Source organism: Rhodococcus sp. 15-649-2-2, assembly GCF_002258645.1.
Classification (GTDB): domain Bacteria; phylum Actinomycetota; class Actinomycetes; order Mycobacteriales; family Mycobacteriaceae; genus Rhodococcoides.
The window spans coordinates 125,380-140,979 of sequence record NZ_NPFM01000011.1; the positions used below are offsets into that span (position 1 = coordinate 125,380).

Here is a 15,600-nt window from a genome sequence, read left to right on the forward strand (position 1 = left end):
GTACGTGCGGTGCCAAACTAGACAGAGTAAGGCTTGGGTGTCAAGTTTTCGATGCTAAGCAAAGGGCAGGACCGGAATCAACCACCGTTCGAGGTAGCGCCGCAAACCGTCGTCGTCGTGAATGGACGGGTCGTCGAACAGGATCACCGACAGCCCCACCCGCACGATGACGCCGTCGATGCCGTGGAACTGCGTGGAATCGAAGCCCCGATTGCGTGCGATGTACCCGTCGAGAAACTGGCGAACCACCGGCTGCGCGCGATCCATCATGTCCGCGTCGAACAGTGGGTTCGCGTTGCCCGAGCGCAACAACGAGTTCAGAACAGGTTCGCGCCGAATGAGATTGCGCGCAGCGACCACGGTCTCGACGATGAATTCCGTCGGAGTCTCGGCTTGATCGGCCTTGTCCCTGATACCGCCCAGCACGTCGACGATCAGTCCCACCATCGCCTCGGAGACCATGTCCTCACGAGTGGTGAAGATCGAATACACCGTCTGCCGCGTGACACCCGCAGCACGCGCCGCAGCCGCGATCGTGACACCCTCGAAGCCGCTCTCGGCGATCAACCCGAGGGTGGCATCGAGAATCTTCTGCTTGGACCGCACGGTCCGATTATGACGGAATTCGAGCGTTGCGGCCTCATCCGATGACGGGGCGGAGACGATAAGCTCGCACCTGTTCATCGAATGGGGGTTCACACGTGAGCGAGAAGACGACACCCGGGGCGACGCTGCGCATCATCACCGGCACCACCAGCGGAGACCTCGAAGCGGTCGAAGCCGACGGGTTGATCCACGCACGGGGAATCCCCTATGCCACCGCCACGCGATTTCGTAGACCCGAACCGCTCGACACCCCGGGGACGACGCGCGACGCCACCCGACGCGGCCCGGTGTGCATCCAAATGCCCTCCCGGCTCGACAATGTCACGGGCCCGATGGTCGACGGACTCGAACAGAGCGAGGACTGCCTCGTGTTGTCGGTGACCGCTCCCTCTGAGGCGGAGGGACTTCCGGTGATGGTGTGGCTGCACGGTGGCGGCTACGTCTCCGGCGGCGGGGAAGCCGAGAGATACGACGCCGACCACCTCGTTCGGGAGGGTGTCGTGGTGGTCAGTGTCACCTTCCGGCTCGGTGGATTCGGTTACCTGACCCCGAAAGGCTCAGGGGACAGCAACATCGGTGTGCAGGATCAGATCGCAGCACTGCGCTGGGTGTCGACCAACATCGCTCGATTCGGCGGTGACCCGCACAACGTGACGTTGTTCGGGCAGTCTGCGGGCGGCGATGCCGTCCTCGCGCTGATGGCGTGCGAGTCGGCCGCAGGGTTGTTCTCGAGGGCAATCGTGCAGAGCGCGCCTCTCGGGTTACGTTCGGGCCGTTCGGCTCTGTACGACACAGCCCGAAAGGCTTTCGCAGCGCACTTTCGTACCGACCCGGCCACCGCTCCCGCGTCGGATGTGCTCGATGCAGAGCGTGCCGTGACGCGTGCCGTGCGCAGGTTCGGTGCCGCAGGCGGAATGCCGTTCGGGCCAATTGCTCACCTCGAGCCCCTGGCCGATGACCCCGACGCCGCCCTACGCAGAACTGCCCCTGGCGTCGAACTTCTGATCGGTCACACCAGAGACGATGCTTCACCGTTCGTGGACGTCGTATCGAACATGTTGTGGCTGAACAGGTTCGGTATCGTCAGTTCGGTACTGACCGCTCCGGTCGTCCGTCTCGTCACCAACCTGTTGTTCGGCGTCGACGGCATGGTGAAGATGTGGCACCGCGCCGGTGGTCAGGTCGCGTCGTACCGAATCGACTGGGCACCGAAGGGCGCGCCGTTGGGAGCGTGCCACAGCATCGATTTGCCGTTGCTGTTCGGTGACGCGTGGTGGGACGCACCGATGTTGGCCGGCCATGCTCCGCCGGATGCCTTGGCCGCCAAAGTACGGCGGACATGGGCCGCGTTCGCCAGAGAAGGAGTGTCCGGGCTGCCCGGACGCTCCATGGTGTTCTGACCGGCCCACCCTCTCCGACTGTCAGAGCTGCGTTTCGGCGAGCACACCGGCAACGACGAAGCCTCCCGCAATGGCGCAGCCGGCCACTCGGGTGCGGCGCGGAAGGTACGCGGTCAAGGCGAATGCACCGGTGTCCCATACGTCGACGGCCACCCCAGCACGCAGCAGGGGGCGCACCAACTTCGGTGCGTACTTCGTGGCTGCGTACAGCCCACCACCGATATAGATCTCTCGAATCCCGAAGGTGCGTGCGGCAGCTCGCGTGGTCGCCACCGCGGCGTCGGGACCGGCGAGGAGTTCGTTGGCCCGCGTGGGGGCGATCATGTGGGCGACGCCGATTGCGGCGCGGCCCAACCCGACGATCTCGGGAAGGCGTCGTACGAGTGTGGAGCCAGTAGCCATGAATGCGTTCCTCAGGTAGTGGAGTGAGTGTTCTCGCGGGCCAGCCGCCGGAGCAGGCCGACGGGTTTCTTGATGCCGAAGGCCACGATGGTGGTACGGCCGTCGTCATGACTCCATTGCAGAAGGGCCGATCCCTCGTCCACGGACCCTTCGAGAACGGTCGGTTCTCCGTCGAGCGGAAGGGGGCCCACAACTTTGATGGACAGCCCGAGGATCTCGGTCCAGAAGTAGTCGTCGCTGGGTGCACACGCCGGGTCGAGGCCGAGCACGGACGCAGCCGCCACTTTGCCCTGCGCGACGGCGTTGGACCAGAACGGGGACCGACCGGACCCAGTTCGGGAGTAAGCAACGTCGCCTGCCGCGAACACGTCGGGAAGTGCTGTGGCGCAGCATTCGTCGACAGCGACACCCCGAGCATCAGCGATACCGGCGCCAGTCAGCCAACCGGTCTCGGGCACATCGCCTGCGCAGGTGACCACCACATCCGCCTCGAGGGTGCGACCCGCGCGCTCGATCCCGCAGACGGGGCTGCCCACCAACGAGACCGGGCTGTCGGCACGGACGAACCGAACCGACGCCGCCTCGGCGCGGGCAGTGATCGCGTCGGACAGGTAGGGCCCCAGCAGCCGATGCAACGGGGGATCGACATCGACGACGGTCACCTCGATATCGCGAGCAATGCATGCACTCGCAACTTCCAAGCCGAGGAAGCCTGCCCCGACGACGACTGCTGTTCGAGCCGTGTCCAGTTTCGTACGCAGCGCCCGGACGTCGGCGAAGGTCCGCAACACGTTCTCGCCCGCTTGCTGCGGATCGGCTATCCGTCGGGCCGACGCCCCTGTCGCCACGATGAGGGCGTCATAGGGAACGTCGGTGCCATCGGCCGTTGTCACGGTGCGGCGATCGGTGTCGACCGATACAGCGCGATCGCCGATCGAGGTGATACCGAGATCGGACAGATCCCACGTCTCGGCCTCGGCCACATCACCTTTGAGGACGTGCTTCGACAACGGCGGCCTGGCGTAGTAGCCGTCGGGGTCCGCACCGATCATGGTGAGCGCGCCATCGTGACCCCGCGCGCGGAGCTCACGGGCCGCGGTGCAGCCTGCGATGGAGTCACCGACGATGACGATCCGACGTTCAGCGGTGCTCACTTGCTCTCTCGGAGGGCCGCTACCGGACAGACGCCGATCGCAGAACGTGCCCCGGAAGCAAGGTCGTCCGGAATGTCGTTGTCGTCGAAGGCATAATGAAGCTCGCCCTCGTCATCGAGGCTGAAGACCTTCGGAGCTTGATCGGCACAGATTCCATGACCTTCACATCGATCCCAGTCGACGTCGATTCTCATTGCGGTGTCCCTTCTGCAGCCACCAATTTCAGCGGCAGGCGTTCGTATCGGTGAATGACGTTGTTGACGGCCCGTTTCGGTGTTCCCGAGGGGACGAATCGTTCGACCCTGCGCGCCAGTACCCGAAGCATGGTCTGCGCCTCGAGCCGAGCCAGACCCTGACCTGCACACCCGTGCACTCCGGATCCGAATCCGAGTTGCCGAGCGGCGTCACGGGTGACGTCGAATGCATCGGGGTTGTCCCACTCGCGTTCGTCCCGGTTTGCCGACGCGTAGATGACCAGCACGCGTGCACCTTTCGGGATTCGCGATCCATCGATCTCGATGTCGCGCACGGCCCGACGTGAGAACGCTCGGATGGGTGACTCGTATCGGACGACCTCGTTGACGGCGTTGGGGATCAGGTCCGGGTCCTGTCGGATGGCCTGCCACTGCTCGGGGTGGCGAGCGAACAGAGCGAGTGCGCCGGAGATCGCTCCGATCGTCGTATCGAGCGATGGGCCGAGGTAGTCGATCATCAATGCCGGACATGCGGACTTGCCGATCCTGTTCTCGTCGGCGGCTTTCAGCACGTCGTCGCCCATGCTCCCGGGGAGCACCGATCTCTGCCGCACCACCTTCTTGGAAAACGCGAGCATCTCGGTGGCGGCCTTCACGGCCGTGACGGAGTGACGATTGACGGGCCCGAGCGAGTCGAATGTTGCTCCAGCCCAGCGGAGAAGCTCCTCGCGACCGTCTTCGGGCCACCCCACGAGGTCGGGCACGACGGACATCGGCAACGCCGTGGCGAGATCGTCGACACCGTCGACGAACGTCTTGCTCAGAGCCGCATCGACGATGCTCTCCGCCTTCTCCTCCACTGCGGCCGACATCTTTCGCACGGCCTTCGGCGTCAAGCGGTGCGCGAGGACCGCACGCTTGGTCGCGTGCTCCTCACCGTCGCTGTTGAGCGTCGTGCCGCGTCCGAGCCTGTTGGCAACCGGATTGAGTGCGACTCCGTCGCCCGAAATGAAGGTCTCGTCGTCGAGCAGCACTGCCTTGCACTCTGCATAGCGTGAGATGGCGAACGCCTGCTGCCGTGGTAACCACACCACCGGGCCGAGCGCCCGGAGCCTCGCGTAATGCGGGTACGGATCGAGGATCGCATCGGTGGAGTAGATGTCGGTGCGGTACTCCGGGATCGTTGCGTTCGTTGTCATGGGGTCCTTCGCCAGGAAGAGTAAGTTCGCGCTGCCCAAACGGGTTATTGACGATATCGTCACCCATGGCACAGCCGCCCGTCAAGCTTTTTGACGAATTCGTCATGATTCGAACGCGATAGGCTACCCTCACGCACACCGCAGAGCAGGAGCAGATCGTGACCGAAGGCAACCGCGTCGAGCGCCGCAAGGCACGCACCAGAGCCGCGCTCGTCCGCGCAGCTCAAGGGCTTCTCGCCAGCGGAAACACCAACGCACCGGTCCTCGAGATCACACAGGCAGCCGACGTCAGCAACGGATCGTTCTACAACTACTTCGAGAGCAAGGAAGAGCTGTGGCAAGCGGCCATCGACTCCGCCCTCGAATCGGCAGGTGACTATCTCGACTCGCTCACCGTCGACCTGGACGACCCGGTCGAAAAGTTCACCCAGTCCTTTCGATTGTCCGGACGGCTCTTCCGCCTCGAACCGGAACTGAGTCGTGTCCTGCTCAACTCCGAGGCCGCGGCATTCGCCGCAGCCGGGGGCCTGGCCCCGCGTTCGCGTCGTGATATCGAATCAGCCGCCGCACAAGGACGATTCGATGTGGACGACGCGGATGTCGCACTCGCCATCGTGGCCGGTTCTCTGCTGTCGATGGGTCGACTGCTGCTCGCCCAACCCGAACGCGACGAAGCGGCAACCGTGGACGGCACGACACAGCGCGTTCTACGGGCACTCGGAATCTCTGCAGACGAAGCCGAAACCCTCTGCAGCCGAGAACTTCCGACGTCGTACAGCGGCGGAGTTCACGCAGCGATCGCCCCCTCGGGCCAGCCGATCACATAGCCGACCAGAAGTCAGTCGTCCACCGCTCTGAGCGCGACGCTCAGAGCCTCTTGCGCCGATATGTCCGCGTCGATCGCACTGCGCAACTCGGCATCGTCGAGGTCGACCGACAACGGGACATCGGTGTCGGACTGTCCACGTAGATCGGCCAGTACGTGCTCCCGATCCTTTGCTCGCCGATAGTCGGCAAGGGCCTCGTCCTGCTTCTCTCGTGCGGTGGCCACGACGTCAGGCCCGGTGGTGTCGCGCGGGGACGTGTGCAGGCATCTCGACAGGCAACGGTGCGGCACCGCGTTCGACCTTACGATCACTACCTCGCGTGCTCATCTTCATGAAGTTCTGCAGTTCGTCGTGGATAGGTGTGTCGGTCATGAGACTCGACCTTCTCGACCTACGATGCGCAGGTCGGTTCGGTTTCGCTGAACCATTGTGTGCGCTGAACGAGCGGCGTGACACCGACCCTACGGCCTTTCCTCCAACTCGGTCCACGCTGCGCCGAACATCGTCGACCGGAACTCCGTTGCTATCGACGAGCGAGGGGCTCGGAGTCTACTGTCGGTCACACGTCGACTAGGTCGATCGCGAAGAAGCGGCAGTCGATGGCCGACCCTCCGTACACGGCGCAGGGTAACGGCGACTCGAACCTCGGCAAACCTTCCTACCGAGGACACATGCTGTTGGCCCGGCGCACGTGCGGCAGCGGCATTCGACGTACAGGATCGAGTCCCCAGTGCTCACCTACAGCTTCAACCTCGAATACCGAGGCGTGTGCCCACTATGCCAACGAATCACGTTGGGCGAAAACGTCGTATCCTCTCCGCTCCGAGGACCGGTCACCAGCCGCATCTATGCCTCCTGTGACGCCTGCGGATGGGAAGGGCCCGGCTGACAGCTCAGCCGATCACCGGCAGGCGATCCTTCGTCAATTCGTCGAGTTCTGCCTGCATCGCCGAGTGCACGCGGTGCGCGAAATCCTCTGCGGACTCGTCGGGCTCGGGACGCACCGGCGCCAGAACCGACGTCTGAAGCTTCGTCGGTAGAGGTAGATACGGAAGCAACCCGACCACCCCCACATTCACGCCCCAGGGAATGGATACCGACAGCGGCAGCGTCTTGACCCGAAATGCCGTCTTGTCCAATCGGAGCGCCTTGGCGATACGACGTCCACTGCTGAGGACGAGGAGTGACTCACCCGCGCCCGCGGTCACGACCGGAACTATCGGCACCCCGGCTTCCATTGCGAGACGCGCGTAACCACTGCGTCCGGCGAAGACGATTTCGTTTCGGTGCCGCCACGACTTCAGCGCATCGAGGTCACCGCCCGGAAAGACCAGGACATTGTGCCCCTCTTCGAATGCGTCGAGAGCGTTCTCTCGAGCGGCCGGCCGCGCGCCGAAGGGCTCGAGCAACTTTCCTGCACGCAGTGTCCACGCGATCTGGTGCGTCAACGCGATCACTTCCCTGGACAGGCCCAGATCGTCGTACGCTGCCGCGAAAGCGAACACGTTCAGATCGATCACGCCCCCGAACCCGTGATTACACACGAACAACACCGGCTCATCGGGAACCGGTTGCGCGACGGACACTTCGAGGCGGTTGTAGAGACGGACCGCATTGATTCCCATGGCCCGAATCGCGCGAGGTACTTTGTGCATGCGCGCACTCTAGCGGGCGCCCACGCATTTCCGGGTTGGATCCACCTGTGTTCGGACCAGCCGGCGGCGGCGATGTAGCCGCCCCACTGCGAGCTCACAAACCCTGCGAGCGACGCCCGGAGGTTCATCGAGATTTGCCCGAGGTCGCGCGGTCGCGACGTTCGTCGGACACTCCATGGGTCCGATTGTGGCGAGATCTTTCCCAGCGCTGCTATCCACCGCATCCGCCGAGATCGAGGGCGCCGGACGTTGGTCGCACATCGAGAATCCGACCGAGTTTCTGGCTGAACTGTCTGCTGTGTCGTTGGAGGCTTACACGCCTGCGGACACCGCGAAATAATGCACCCATTGCCGGTTCACGAACTCGCTCAGCTCGCGCGTGGCATCCTCACCCGATGCCGATGAGCGCCAGGCAGTGTGACCGTCGGGGCGAACGAGCACCGCCCCGGTCTCACCCACCTCGTACAGGCGAATCAGCTCGTCACGATCGACACCTGCCGGTACTTCGGCAGAGATCAGAGCGACGCCGGGCCCGACATTCTCGAGTTCCGACACCACGCCTGCCCAACTGTCGCCGGCAAAGGTGAACAGCGACAACTTGTTCGGGGCGAGTGTCTCGTGCACCGGCACCTGCTCTCCGCCTACCGAGACCACCGCGTGTGGGAGTCTTGCCCCCGGGTATGTCGTGGGCAGATAATCGACCACGTCTTCGGCGGGTTCGACCGAGGGATCCCGTGCGATCAACGGACTGGCGTAGAGGTACCCGAACTGCAAGCCGATCGACACGAAATGCTCGACCTGAAGTGGGATCGCGTCGGCGATCTCGCGACGAAGCCGAGCGGACCCGGGTGCATCGGGATCGACCTTCTGCGAGCGCGCCATCTGCCGCCGTGTCGCAGCGGCGGCCAGTGGCGCGATCAACTTCCCGGGGACCTTGTTCAGCGGCGGACGCCCCATCACCTGAGTGGCTTTCGCCAACATCTTGTTGGTGATGCCAACCCTCCTCCCGATGTCGTCCATCCGGAAATGGTTCGCCACACTCTGCTCGGCGAACTTCTCCACCACCGGACGGCGCTCGGTCTCGTAAGTGTCCAACAAGGACGGGGACGCGTTGCCGGACAGGACGGCGTCGAGCTTCCAGGCCAGATTGTGGGCATCCTGAACACCCGAGTTCAACCCGAAACCACCGGTGTGCGGAAACCGGTGCGCGGCATCGCCGAGCAGGAGCAGACGGCCACGGCGGAACGCATCGGCGGTCTGTGAGGTCATCACCCACGTCCCGGTCGACTCCAGATCGAACTCGTGGTTTCCCAACACCTTCGGCAGCGTGCGTGACCAGTAGGCTCGACTGTCCTTGGCGATCTCCTGTTCGGGGTGCAGGTACGCCGTCATCAGGATGTATCGATGGTCGGCGTGCGCGATCATCACTCCGCACAACTCCGGTGTGAAGATCCAACTGAGCAGCGGCCGAGCGTCATCGGGAAAGAGTGTCTTCGAGGTGAAGAAGGCACTACCCATGTTCGCAAGGACCGGTCCGGTCAAGCCCACACCGGTGCCGTCTCTTGTCGCGCTGTTCGCACCGTCGCACGCCAGCACGTACTCGGCCCCGATCTCGGCTGCTCCGTTCGCGCAACGCCCGCGCACACGTGCACCGGACGAGTCGGTGTCGACGGACTCGACAGCGCATCCGCGTCGAAACTCGATCAGCGGTTCGGCGTCGAGCGCATCCCACAGTGCCGGCATCAGCAGATGCTGGCCGATGTGCGAGACCAGGAACGGACTCTGGCTCTCGACGATTGCCTTGCGCTCGGGATCCGAGAGTAGGTCGATGGACCCGATGGCCTCGTCCGCGAGATCCCCGTACCAGCTGATGAGGTTGACGGTCTCGTGCGGCGGCGACATCGCGGCGATCGATCGCGCCAGCTCGGGGCTGTATTCGTTCCAGATCTCGAGGGTGCGGGCGTTGATCACGTGCGCGGCGGGATGAAAGAGCGGCGCGTCTCGTCGCTCGAGCACGACACTGCGAATCCCTCTGCGCGCCAACAGCAAAGCGGCAGTGCAGCCGGCCGGGCCGGCTCCGACCACGACGATCGGCACGGTCATCGGACCACCGTCTCCTGCGCACCCAGATCGATGACTCCGTCGGCGGTCTTGATTCCGGCGGTGATCACATCGTCGACCGAGAGATACTTCGGATTCTTCGCCTGCCGGGCGAAGAAGAACTTCCACTTCAGCGCCGGCGGAATCAACTCACCGATCTTCTGCACGGCCTTGGGCGGCGCGGAAATGGCGGTGCCGATCGGTGTTCCGGTCAGGAGTACGTCACCGGCGGTCATGTTCTGGAAGCGCGCAAGCCGCGTGAGTGCCTCGGCCGGCGGAGTGATGAGATCGTTGCCGATCGTCTGGTCCTGGCGCGTCTCGCCGTTGACCGCCAGCGTCATGTGCAGCTCGGGGATTCGTCGAAGCTCGTCGTTGTCCAACAGCACCAACCTGGGGCCGAGCGGGGTGAACGTGGGATACGACTTGCTCTCGTACACCTGGACTTTCGTCAACTGGATCTCGCGCGCGGACACGTCGTTCGCCACGATCACACCGGCTACGTAATCCGAGAGGTTCTCGTCGGTGACCGTCGTACCGATGGGAATCTCGGCACCGATGACGATTCCGAGTTCGATCTCGTAGTCCAGCAGCGCTACCTCGGGTGGCTGGCGGATGGGATCGAACGGGCCACTGACCGACGCCGAGGACTTACGAAAGAATGTAGGCTGCAACGTGTTCGGATCGGAGCCTGCATCGATCGCGTGCGATCGATAATTGAGCAGTTGCGCCACCACCCGGCACGGTGTGGTGACCGGAGATACGAGCTCGAGCTCGTCGACACTCGACCCCGCACCCGATGCGCCGGTGATGGCGTCGCGATCGGCAAGAAGTTCGCGGGTGGTCTCGGCCGTCGTCTCGATACGGATTGCACGGTCGCCATCGAGGCGCCACCAGCCGTCGATGGTCCGGACTACGTTGACAGACATGTGAGTCTTTCTCCCCCTTGTTGGTTCAGCAGCTGATCAGGTCACAGAGTTTTCGGCGTGATGGTCTTCTTGTTCGCGACGACCGGATGCCCGGGCCGAGTTCCGGCCTCGCGTCGGCGAAGTTCTTCGTGCGGCACGCCGTTGCGCAGCTGGCTGAGCAAGTAGTCGGGATCGATGTTGACGCCGATCGGGTTCTGGGCGAACTCCTCGGTGAAGAAGAATGCCGCGGTGTTCTCGGCATCGAAGTTCTCGACCTGGAACTCGAGGCGCACTCCATCGGGATCCTCGTAGTAGAGCGAGATCGTCGGTCCGTGATTGATCGACCAGACGGGCAGAATGCCCAGCCGCTTGAGCCGCACGTAGTTCTCCAGCAGCCGTTCGAGCGAGATGAACGTCAGCGCGATGTGGTCGATGCCGTACGCCTTACGCCTGAACTTGGCGAACGGGAACAGGAACCGGACGGGCTTCGGCACCGCAATGATGGCCAATCGGTGCGACTCGTCGTCCCAGGTCAGGAAGGTGATTCCCTCGTCCTGATAAACGATCTCGGCACCGAACACCGCTCCGTACCACCGCACCATCTCCTCGGTGCGAGCCGACTTGACCACCCAGTGGGCGATGAGATCGGGCGCCACCCTCGGCGCTTTCCGACTCCCTGCATCCTGCGTCGTACTCATCGAACGACCTTTCTTCGAATCACCTGTGTGTGACCGACGCTACGTCCACTTTGACTACTAGTCAAGAAGTTGAGCGAAGGTCAGGAGAGTCCGCGGATGGTGCGCTAATGTCGGATCGGTGTCGACCAACCCGCCTCCCGGAGCCGAGCGGTCCCACCGTGCCCGCCCTCGCAAAGACCGTCGTCAAGCCCTGATCGACGCCGCGATCGAGCTACTGGCCGAGGGCAACAGCGCCGACATCAGCGCAGCGGCCATATCGCGTCGCGCTGGGGTGGCCCACGGGCTGCTGTTCTACTACTTCACCGACAAACAAGGCCTGGTCGCGGCCGCACTGGCCGACGTGTTGTCGAAGTTGTCGGACTTCCAGGAGCCGGCCGCCGACGAGGAGTCCGTACGGGCACGCATGGAGGGTTTCGTGCGACGCCACATCGAATTTCTCGAGCGCCACCGCGCGCTGTACGTCCGTGTGGTTCGGGAGGGAGAATTGGGCGATTCCGTCGTCGAACATGCCGTCCGAGAAGCACGGGCCGAGGGTGCGCTGCAGGTCGCAGCACTCGCCGAACTTCCGGAACCCTTGTCTCCGTTGCAAAGTGCCGCAATTTCGGGCTGGACCGGCTTTCTCGATCGGACCGCAGACGCGTACTTCGACACCCCTGATCTCCAACTCGACGCCGTCGTCGCGCTCGTGGTGGACACTTTCGAGGCGGTTGTGGGTGCGGCGCAGTCCCGACCCGACCCGACGACCTAGAGGTCAGGACGACCAAGTTTCGCAGCCCTGAACGGTCTGAAACCGTGCAACCTGCACAGTCTGCAAAGCACTGCTTGCGCAACACGGGATGCGGCTGGTCCACTGTCCGTCATCGCAGCTCAGTTGCATCCCCTCGGCGATTCGAAACCCGAACGCCCGTCCGGACCGCAGGACCACACTCGGCCCCCTTCGTCCGCTCCGTATTTTCTTGCCCCGGCACATTCGACGTCGATCAGGAGCACCTGTCATGACCAGCATCAGTCCCGCCGACCGCCGCTCGCCCACCGGTGAACACCACGACCTGCACGAGCTCGCCCAGCGGGTGCTGTGGTTGTCGACGTCGATGATTCACCATGCCAACCGAATTCGGCCCAACCCGACCGGACTCAAGGTCGGCGGCCACCAAGCGTCCTGCGCGTCGATGGTCTCGATCATGACCTCGCTCTGGTTCGAACAGCTGCAACCCGGCGACCGCGTGTCGGTCAAGCCTCACGCCTCGCCGGTGCTGCACGCCATCAACTACCTGCTGGGCGAGTTGGACCAGAAGTACCTGACGACACTCCGTGCGTACGGCGGTCTGCAGTCCTACCCCTCGCGGGCCAAGGACCCGGACACCGTCGACTACTCCACCGGATCCGTCGGCATCGGGGCCACGGCCCCGATCTGGGGAGCGATGTCCCGACGCTTCGTCGAAGACCGGTTCGGCCCGGAGGAATCCACACCGAAGACGCCCGGCTTCAGCGGACGGCAGTACTCGTTGGTCGGCGATGCGGAACTCGACGAAGGCGCGGTCTGGGAGGCGATCATCGACCCGGGCATTGCCGAGCTCGGCGAGATCGTCTGGATCGTCGACCTCAATCGTCAGTCCTTGGACCGAGTGGTCCCCAACATCGCTGCGCGTCGCCTCGAGAAGATGTTCGACGCCGCAGGCTGGCAGGTCATCACTGTCAAGTTCGGCCGGTTGCTCGAAGATCTGTTCGCCAAGCCGGGCGGCGATGCGCTGCGCACGCGTATCCTGGACATGCCGAACCCGGAATACCAACGCCTGCTGCGCTGCTCCGCCGACGAGGTGCGCACCAGACTTCCCGGATCCGGCCCCGACGCCACTGCCATTGCCGACCTGATCGCCGATCTCGACGACACACTGCTGACCGAGTCGATTCGCAACCTCGGCGGACACGATCTGGATGCGTTGCGCGACGCCTACTCTCGCATCGACGACACCCGGCCCACCGTGATCGTCGCGTACACGGTCAAGGGATTCGGCCTGCCCACTCAGGGACATCCGCAGAACCATTCCTCGCTGTTGACCGTCGAGGAATACGCCGAACTCGCACGTACCCTCGGCACCGATCCCGAGCAGCCCTGGGGCCGCTTCGACACCGACAGCGGACCCGGTCGGCTGTGCGCTGCCACCGCGGAACGGATACGCCGCGAACCGATTCCGGCATCGACGCCACCTGCCGTCCCCACCGACATCGGACGCACCCCCAAGGGCACAGCCACTACGCAGGCCGCATTGGGTCGCACCCTGATCGACCTGACCCGGGAGGCTCCCGACGCGGCTCGACGCATCGTCACGGTCAGCCCCGACGTCAGTTCGACCACAAACCTCGGCGGTTGGGTCAACAAGGTCGGCGTGTGGTCGTCGTCGGATCGACACGACTGGTTCGGCGACGACGCCGAGACGATCATGCACTGGCGCGAAGGACCGTCCGGTCAGCACATGGAACTCGGTATCGCAGAGACCAACCTGGTCGGCCTGATGGGCGAGCTCGGTGCCACGTGGAGCCGTTGGGGGGAGCCTCTGTTCCCGATCGGCGTCATGTACGACCCCTTCGTCGAGCGCGCACTAGAGCCGTGGTCGTACGGCATCTACGCGGGTGGCCAATCGATTCTGGTCGGAACGCCGTCGGGAGTCACCCTGGCCGCGGAAGGTGGTGCACACCAGTCGATCAAGACCCCGTCCATCGGATTGGAACAGCCCGGCTGCATCACCTACGAGCCCGCCTTCGCCATCGACGTCGAATGGACACTGCTCGCGAGCATCGGTCGACTCGGACGACCCGACGGAACCTCGGCATATCTGCGGCTGTCGACGCGTCCTGTCGATCAGTCGAAGGCAGATGTCCCCAGCGATCCGGCTGCCAGGGAACGCAGGCGTCGTCAGGTCGTTGCAGGCGGCTACCCACTGGTGCGCCGAGACGGAGCGACGGTGACCATCGCAGCGATGGGAGCGTTGATGACCGAAGCCCTGGACGCCGCAGAGCGTTTGGAGCAGATCGGCGTCATCGCGGACGTTCTGTGCATCACCAGCCCGGGCGAGCTCTACCGCGCGCTGCAGGCCAGGCAAGGACACCACGTCGGCGAATCCTGGATTCTCGATCAACTGCTGCCCGCCGAGCGAGCGACCCCGATGGTGACGGTGCTCGACGGACATCCGCACACCCTCGCATTCCTCGCTACCGTCAACCGGGTTGCGTCGACGTCGTTGGGCGTCAGCAACTTCGGGCAGGTCGGATCACTCGACGAGGTGTACAAGCACCACCGAATCGACACCGATTCCATCGTCGGGGCAGCTCTCGACGTGACAGGTCAGTGACAGATCCGTTCCGACAGCGAAAGAAGCCATGACAGCGACAGTCACGACCGCCACTGTTCCGATGCCCTCGCTCGGTGAGAACATTGCCGAGACCCCGGCCGACCGCGTAGAAAAGCTGCCGCGCATCCGGCGGACCATCGCAACCCGGATGGTTCGATCCCTGCAGACCGCAGCTCAATTGACGACTGTCGTGGAAGCCGAGGTGTCCTCGGTGGCGCGGGTACGCCGCGAGAACAAGGACGCGTTTCTGAGCCGCACCGGACACAAGCTGTCGTATCTGCCGTTCTTCGTGGCAGCCGCGGTGGAGGCGTTGGCGGACAACCCCGTCGTCAACTCCGCACTCGACGCCGACGTCACCACCGTGACCTATCACGGTGCCTGCCATCTCGGAATGGCCGTCGACGGCCCGAAGGGGTTGATGGTCCCGGTCATTCGAAATGCTCAGGGGCTCTCCATCTCCGCCCTCGCGGCCGAAATCGCCAGTGCTGCAGAGAAAGTGCGCAGCGGCACTGTCACCGCAGACGACCTCTCCGGGGGCACTTTCACCATCACCAACACCGGAAGCCGCGGCGCACTGTTCGACACGCCCATCATCAATCAGCCGCAATCGGCGATCCTGGGTTTCGGCTCGGTCGTCGAACGTGTGGTGCCCGTCCGAGACGCCGCAGGAAACTTGACCATCACCGCGGTTCCGACCGTGTACCTCTCGCTGTCGTACGACCACCGCGTCGTCGACGGTGCCGACGCAGCTCGCTACCTCAGCGATGTCAGGGCTCGACTCGAAAAGGGTTACACTGCTGGTCTTCTCGACTGATAGGTCGAACTCTCCGATCAGGGTGGCCGTGAGCTTCTTTTCGAATGTGCCTTGCAGGGCCTTGCCCACTACTCCGAACGACAACGGACTGGCCACTTTTAGCAGTTCATCCTCAGCCGGATCTTCGGTCCAGAGGACCCGGCACCCACCAGGATCAACCCTTCGGGGTAGGCGGACTTTCGACCTGGAACCCGACAGTGTTGTCAATGCTGGCGATCTTGATCTCCTCGACCATCGTCGACCCGACTTCGATGCCCCTCGGGGGCGAGGCAATCCCCGAACCGGGTAGGGCCGTG

The 15,600-nt window shown here is 64.0% G+C and carries 16 protein-coding genes; 5 read left to right on the plus strand and 11 right to left on the minus strand.

Going from position 1 to position 15,600, the window contains the following annotated elements; translation table 11 throughout:
• Window positions 1-54 precede the first annotated feature (54 nt).
• On the minus strand, window positions 55-606 hold the full coding sequence (locus CH305_RS05660; RefSeq protein WP_256983557.1) for a TetR/AcrR family transcriptional regulator: 552 nt from the start codon (window positions 604-606) through the stop codon (window positions 55-57).
• Window positions 607-701: 95 nt separating this feature from the next.
• Between CH305_RS05660 and CH305_RS05665 the strand changes: the two genes are divergently transcribed.
• The gene (locus CH305_RS05665) at window positions 702-2,006 is read left to right on the plus strand and encodes a carboxylesterase family protein (protein WP_256983558.1); all 1,305 of its coding nucleotides are present in this window, start codon (window positions 702-704) and stop codon (window positions 2,004-2,006) included.
• Window positions 2,007-2,027: 21 nt separating this feature from the next.
• Here CH305_RS05665 and CH305_RS05670 read toward each other — a convergent pair whose 3' ends face one another.
• From CH305_RS05670 to CH305_RS05685, 4 genes are read right to left on the minus strand one after another with little or no spacing between them, the layout of a single operon-like run.
• Complete coding sequence (locus tag CH305_RS05670; protein ID WP_094646012.1) at window positions 2,028-2,408, minus strand: hypothetical protein; 381 nt, start codon at window positions 2,406-2,408, stop codon at window positions 2,028-2,030.
• 11 nt (window positions 2,409-2,419) lie between these two features.
• Entirely contained in the window at window positions 2,420-3,562 is a 1,143-nt protein-coding gene (locus tag CH305_RS05675; protein WP_094703079.1) for an NAD(P)/FAD-dependent oxidoreductase, read from the minus strand.
• Complete coding sequence (locus CH305_RS05680; RefSeq protein WP_032405340.1) at window positions 3,559-3,756, minus strand: ferredoxin; 198 nt, start codon at window positions 3,754-3,756, stop codon at window positions 3,559-3,561. Before CH305_RS05680 ends, CH305_RS05675 begins: the two co-directional genes overlap by 4 nt.
• Window positions 3,753-4,955, minus strand: coding sequence for a cytochrome P450 (locus tag CH305_RS05685; protein ID WP_094703195.1), 1,203 nt, complete (start codon window positions 4,953-4,955; stop codon window positions 3,753-3,755). The genes CH305_RS05680 and CH305_RS05685 overlap by 4 nt, the downstream gene beginning before the upstream one ends.
• Before the next feature lie 158 nt (window positions 4,956-5,113).
• On the opposite strand from CH305_RS05685, the gene CH305_RS05690 reads away from it, so the two are divergent.
• A complete protein-coding gene (locus tag CH305_RS05690; RefSeq protein WP_094703080.1) occupies window positions 5,114-5,782 on the plus strand; it encodes a TetR/AcrR family transcriptional regulator in 669 nt (222 codons plus the stop codon).
• Window positions 5,783-5,793: 11 nt separating this feature from the next.
• Here the strand turns inward: CH305_RS05690 and CH305_RS05695 are convergent, their stop codons facing one another.
• The 6 genes from CH305_RS05695 to CH305_RS05720 all read right to left on the minus strand — a co-directional run bounded on the left by CH305_RS05695 (window position 5,794) and on the right by CH305_RS05720 (window position 11,140).
• Window positions 5,794-6,006, minus strand: coding sequence for a hypothetical protein (locus CH305_RS05695; protein WP_032405338.1), 213 nt, complete (start codon window positions 6,004-6,006; stop codon window positions 5,794-5,796).
• A 4-nt stretch (window positions 6,007-6,010) separates the two neighbouring features.
• On the minus strand, window positions 6,011-6,154 hold the full coding sequence (locus CH305_RS28970; protein ID WP_179275705.1) for a hypothetical protein: 144 nt from the start codon (window positions 6,152-6,154) through the stop codon (window positions 6,011-6,013).
• 521 nt (window positions 6,155-6,675) lie between these two features.
• The gene (locus tag CH305_RS05705; RefSeq protein ID WP_094703083.1) at window positions 6,676-7,437 is read right to left on the minus strand and encodes a lysophospholipid acyltransferase family protein; all 762 of its coding nucleotides are present in this window, start codon (window positions 7,435-7,437) and stop codon (window positions 6,676-6,678) included.
• Between the two features lie 312 nt (window positions 7,438-7,749).
• Entirely contained in the window at window positions 7,750-9,540 is a 1,791-nt protein-coding gene (locus CH305_RS05710) for an FAD-dependent oxidoreductase (protein WP_094703084.1), read from the minus strand.
• Window positions 9,537-10,463, minus strand: coding sequence for a fumarylacetoacetate hydrolase family protein (locus CH305_RS05715; RefSeq protein ID WP_032405325.1), 927 nt, complete (start codon window positions 10,461-10,463; stop codon window positions 9,537-9,539). The genes CH305_RS05710 and CH305_RS05715 overlap by 4 nt, the downstream gene beginning before the upstream one ends.
• A gap of 41 nt (window positions 10,464-10,504) precedes the next feature.
• On the minus strand, window positions 10,505-11,140 hold the full coding sequence (locus tag CH305_RS05720; protein ID WP_032405324.1) for a VOC family protein: 636 nt from the start codon (window positions 11,138-11,140) through the stop codon (window positions 10,505-10,507).
• Window positions 11,141-11,258: 118 nt separating this feature from the next.
• On the opposite strand from CH305_RS05720, the gene CH305_RS05725 reads away from it, so the two are divergent.
• The 3 genes from CH305_RS05725 (at window position 11,259) to CH305_RS05735 (ending at window position 15,304) form a co-directional block, all read left to right on the plus strand.
• Window positions 11,259-11,888 (plus strand): TetR/AcrR family transcriptional regulator, encoded by a 630-nt coding sequence (locus tag CH305_RS05725; protein ID WP_032405323.1) that lies wholly within the window; start codon window positions 11,259-11,261, stop codon window positions 11,886-11,888.
• Window positions 11,889-12,135: 247 nt separating this feature from the next.
• On the plus strand, window positions 12,136-14,490 hold the full coding sequence (locus CH305_RS05730; protein WP_094703085.1) for a pyruvate dehydrogenase: 2,355 nt from the start codon (window positions 12,136-12,138) through the stop codon (window positions 14,488-14,490).
• Window positions 14,491-14,518: 28 nt separating this feature from the next.
• Window positions 14,519-15,304, plus strand: coding sequence for a 2-oxo acid dehydrogenase subunit E2 (locus tag CH305_RS05735; protein ID WP_094703086.1), 786 nt, complete (start codon window positions 14,519-14,521; stop codon window positions 15,302-15,304).
• Window positions 15,305-15,600: the final 296 nt, after the last annotated feature.

Excerpts from the sequence above, each read along its gene's own strand:
- CH305_RS05710 (WP_094703084.1), bottom strand. The coding sequence starts at position 9,540 with ATGACCGTGCCGATCGTCGTGGTCGGAGCCGGCCCGGCCGGCTGCACT.
- CH305_RS05670 (WP_094646012.1), bottom strand. The coding sequence starts at position 2,408 with ATGGCTACTGGCTCCACACTCGTACGACGCCTTCCCGAGATCGTCGGG.
- CH305_RS05735 (WP_094703086.1), top strand. The coding sequence starts at position 14,519 with ATGACAGCGACAGTCACGACCGCCACTGTTCCGATGCCCTCGCTCGGT.
- CH305_RS05685 (WP_094703195.1), bottom strand. The coding sequence starts at position 4,955 with ATGACAACGAACGCAACGATCCCGGAGTACCGCACCGACATCTACTCC.
- CH305_RS05680 (WP_032405340.1), bottom strand. The coding sequence starts at position 3,756 with ATGAGAATCGACGTCGACTGGGATCGATGTGAAGGTCATGGAATCTGT.
- CH305_RS05730 (WP_094703085.1), top strand. The coding sequence starts at position 12,136 with ATGACCAGCATCAGTCCCGCCGACCGCCGCTCGCCCACCGGTGAACAC.
- CH305_RS28970 (WP_179275705.1), bottom strand. The coding sequence starts at position 6,154 with ATGACCGACACACCTATCCACGACGAACTGCAGAACTTCATGAAGATG.
- CH305_RS05705 (WP_094703083.1), bottom strand. The coding sequence starts at position 7,437 with ATGCACAAAGTACCTCGCGCGATTCGGGCCATGGGAATCAATGCGGTC.
- CH305_RS05720 (WP_032405324.1), bottom strand. The coding sequence starts at position 11,140 with ATGAGTACGACGCAGGATGCAGGGAGTCGGAAAGCGCCGAGGGTGGCG.
- CH305_RS05715 (WP_032405325.1), bottom strand. The coding sequence starts at position 10,463 with ATGTCTGTCAACGTAGTCCGGACCATCGACGGCTGGTGGCGCCTCGAT.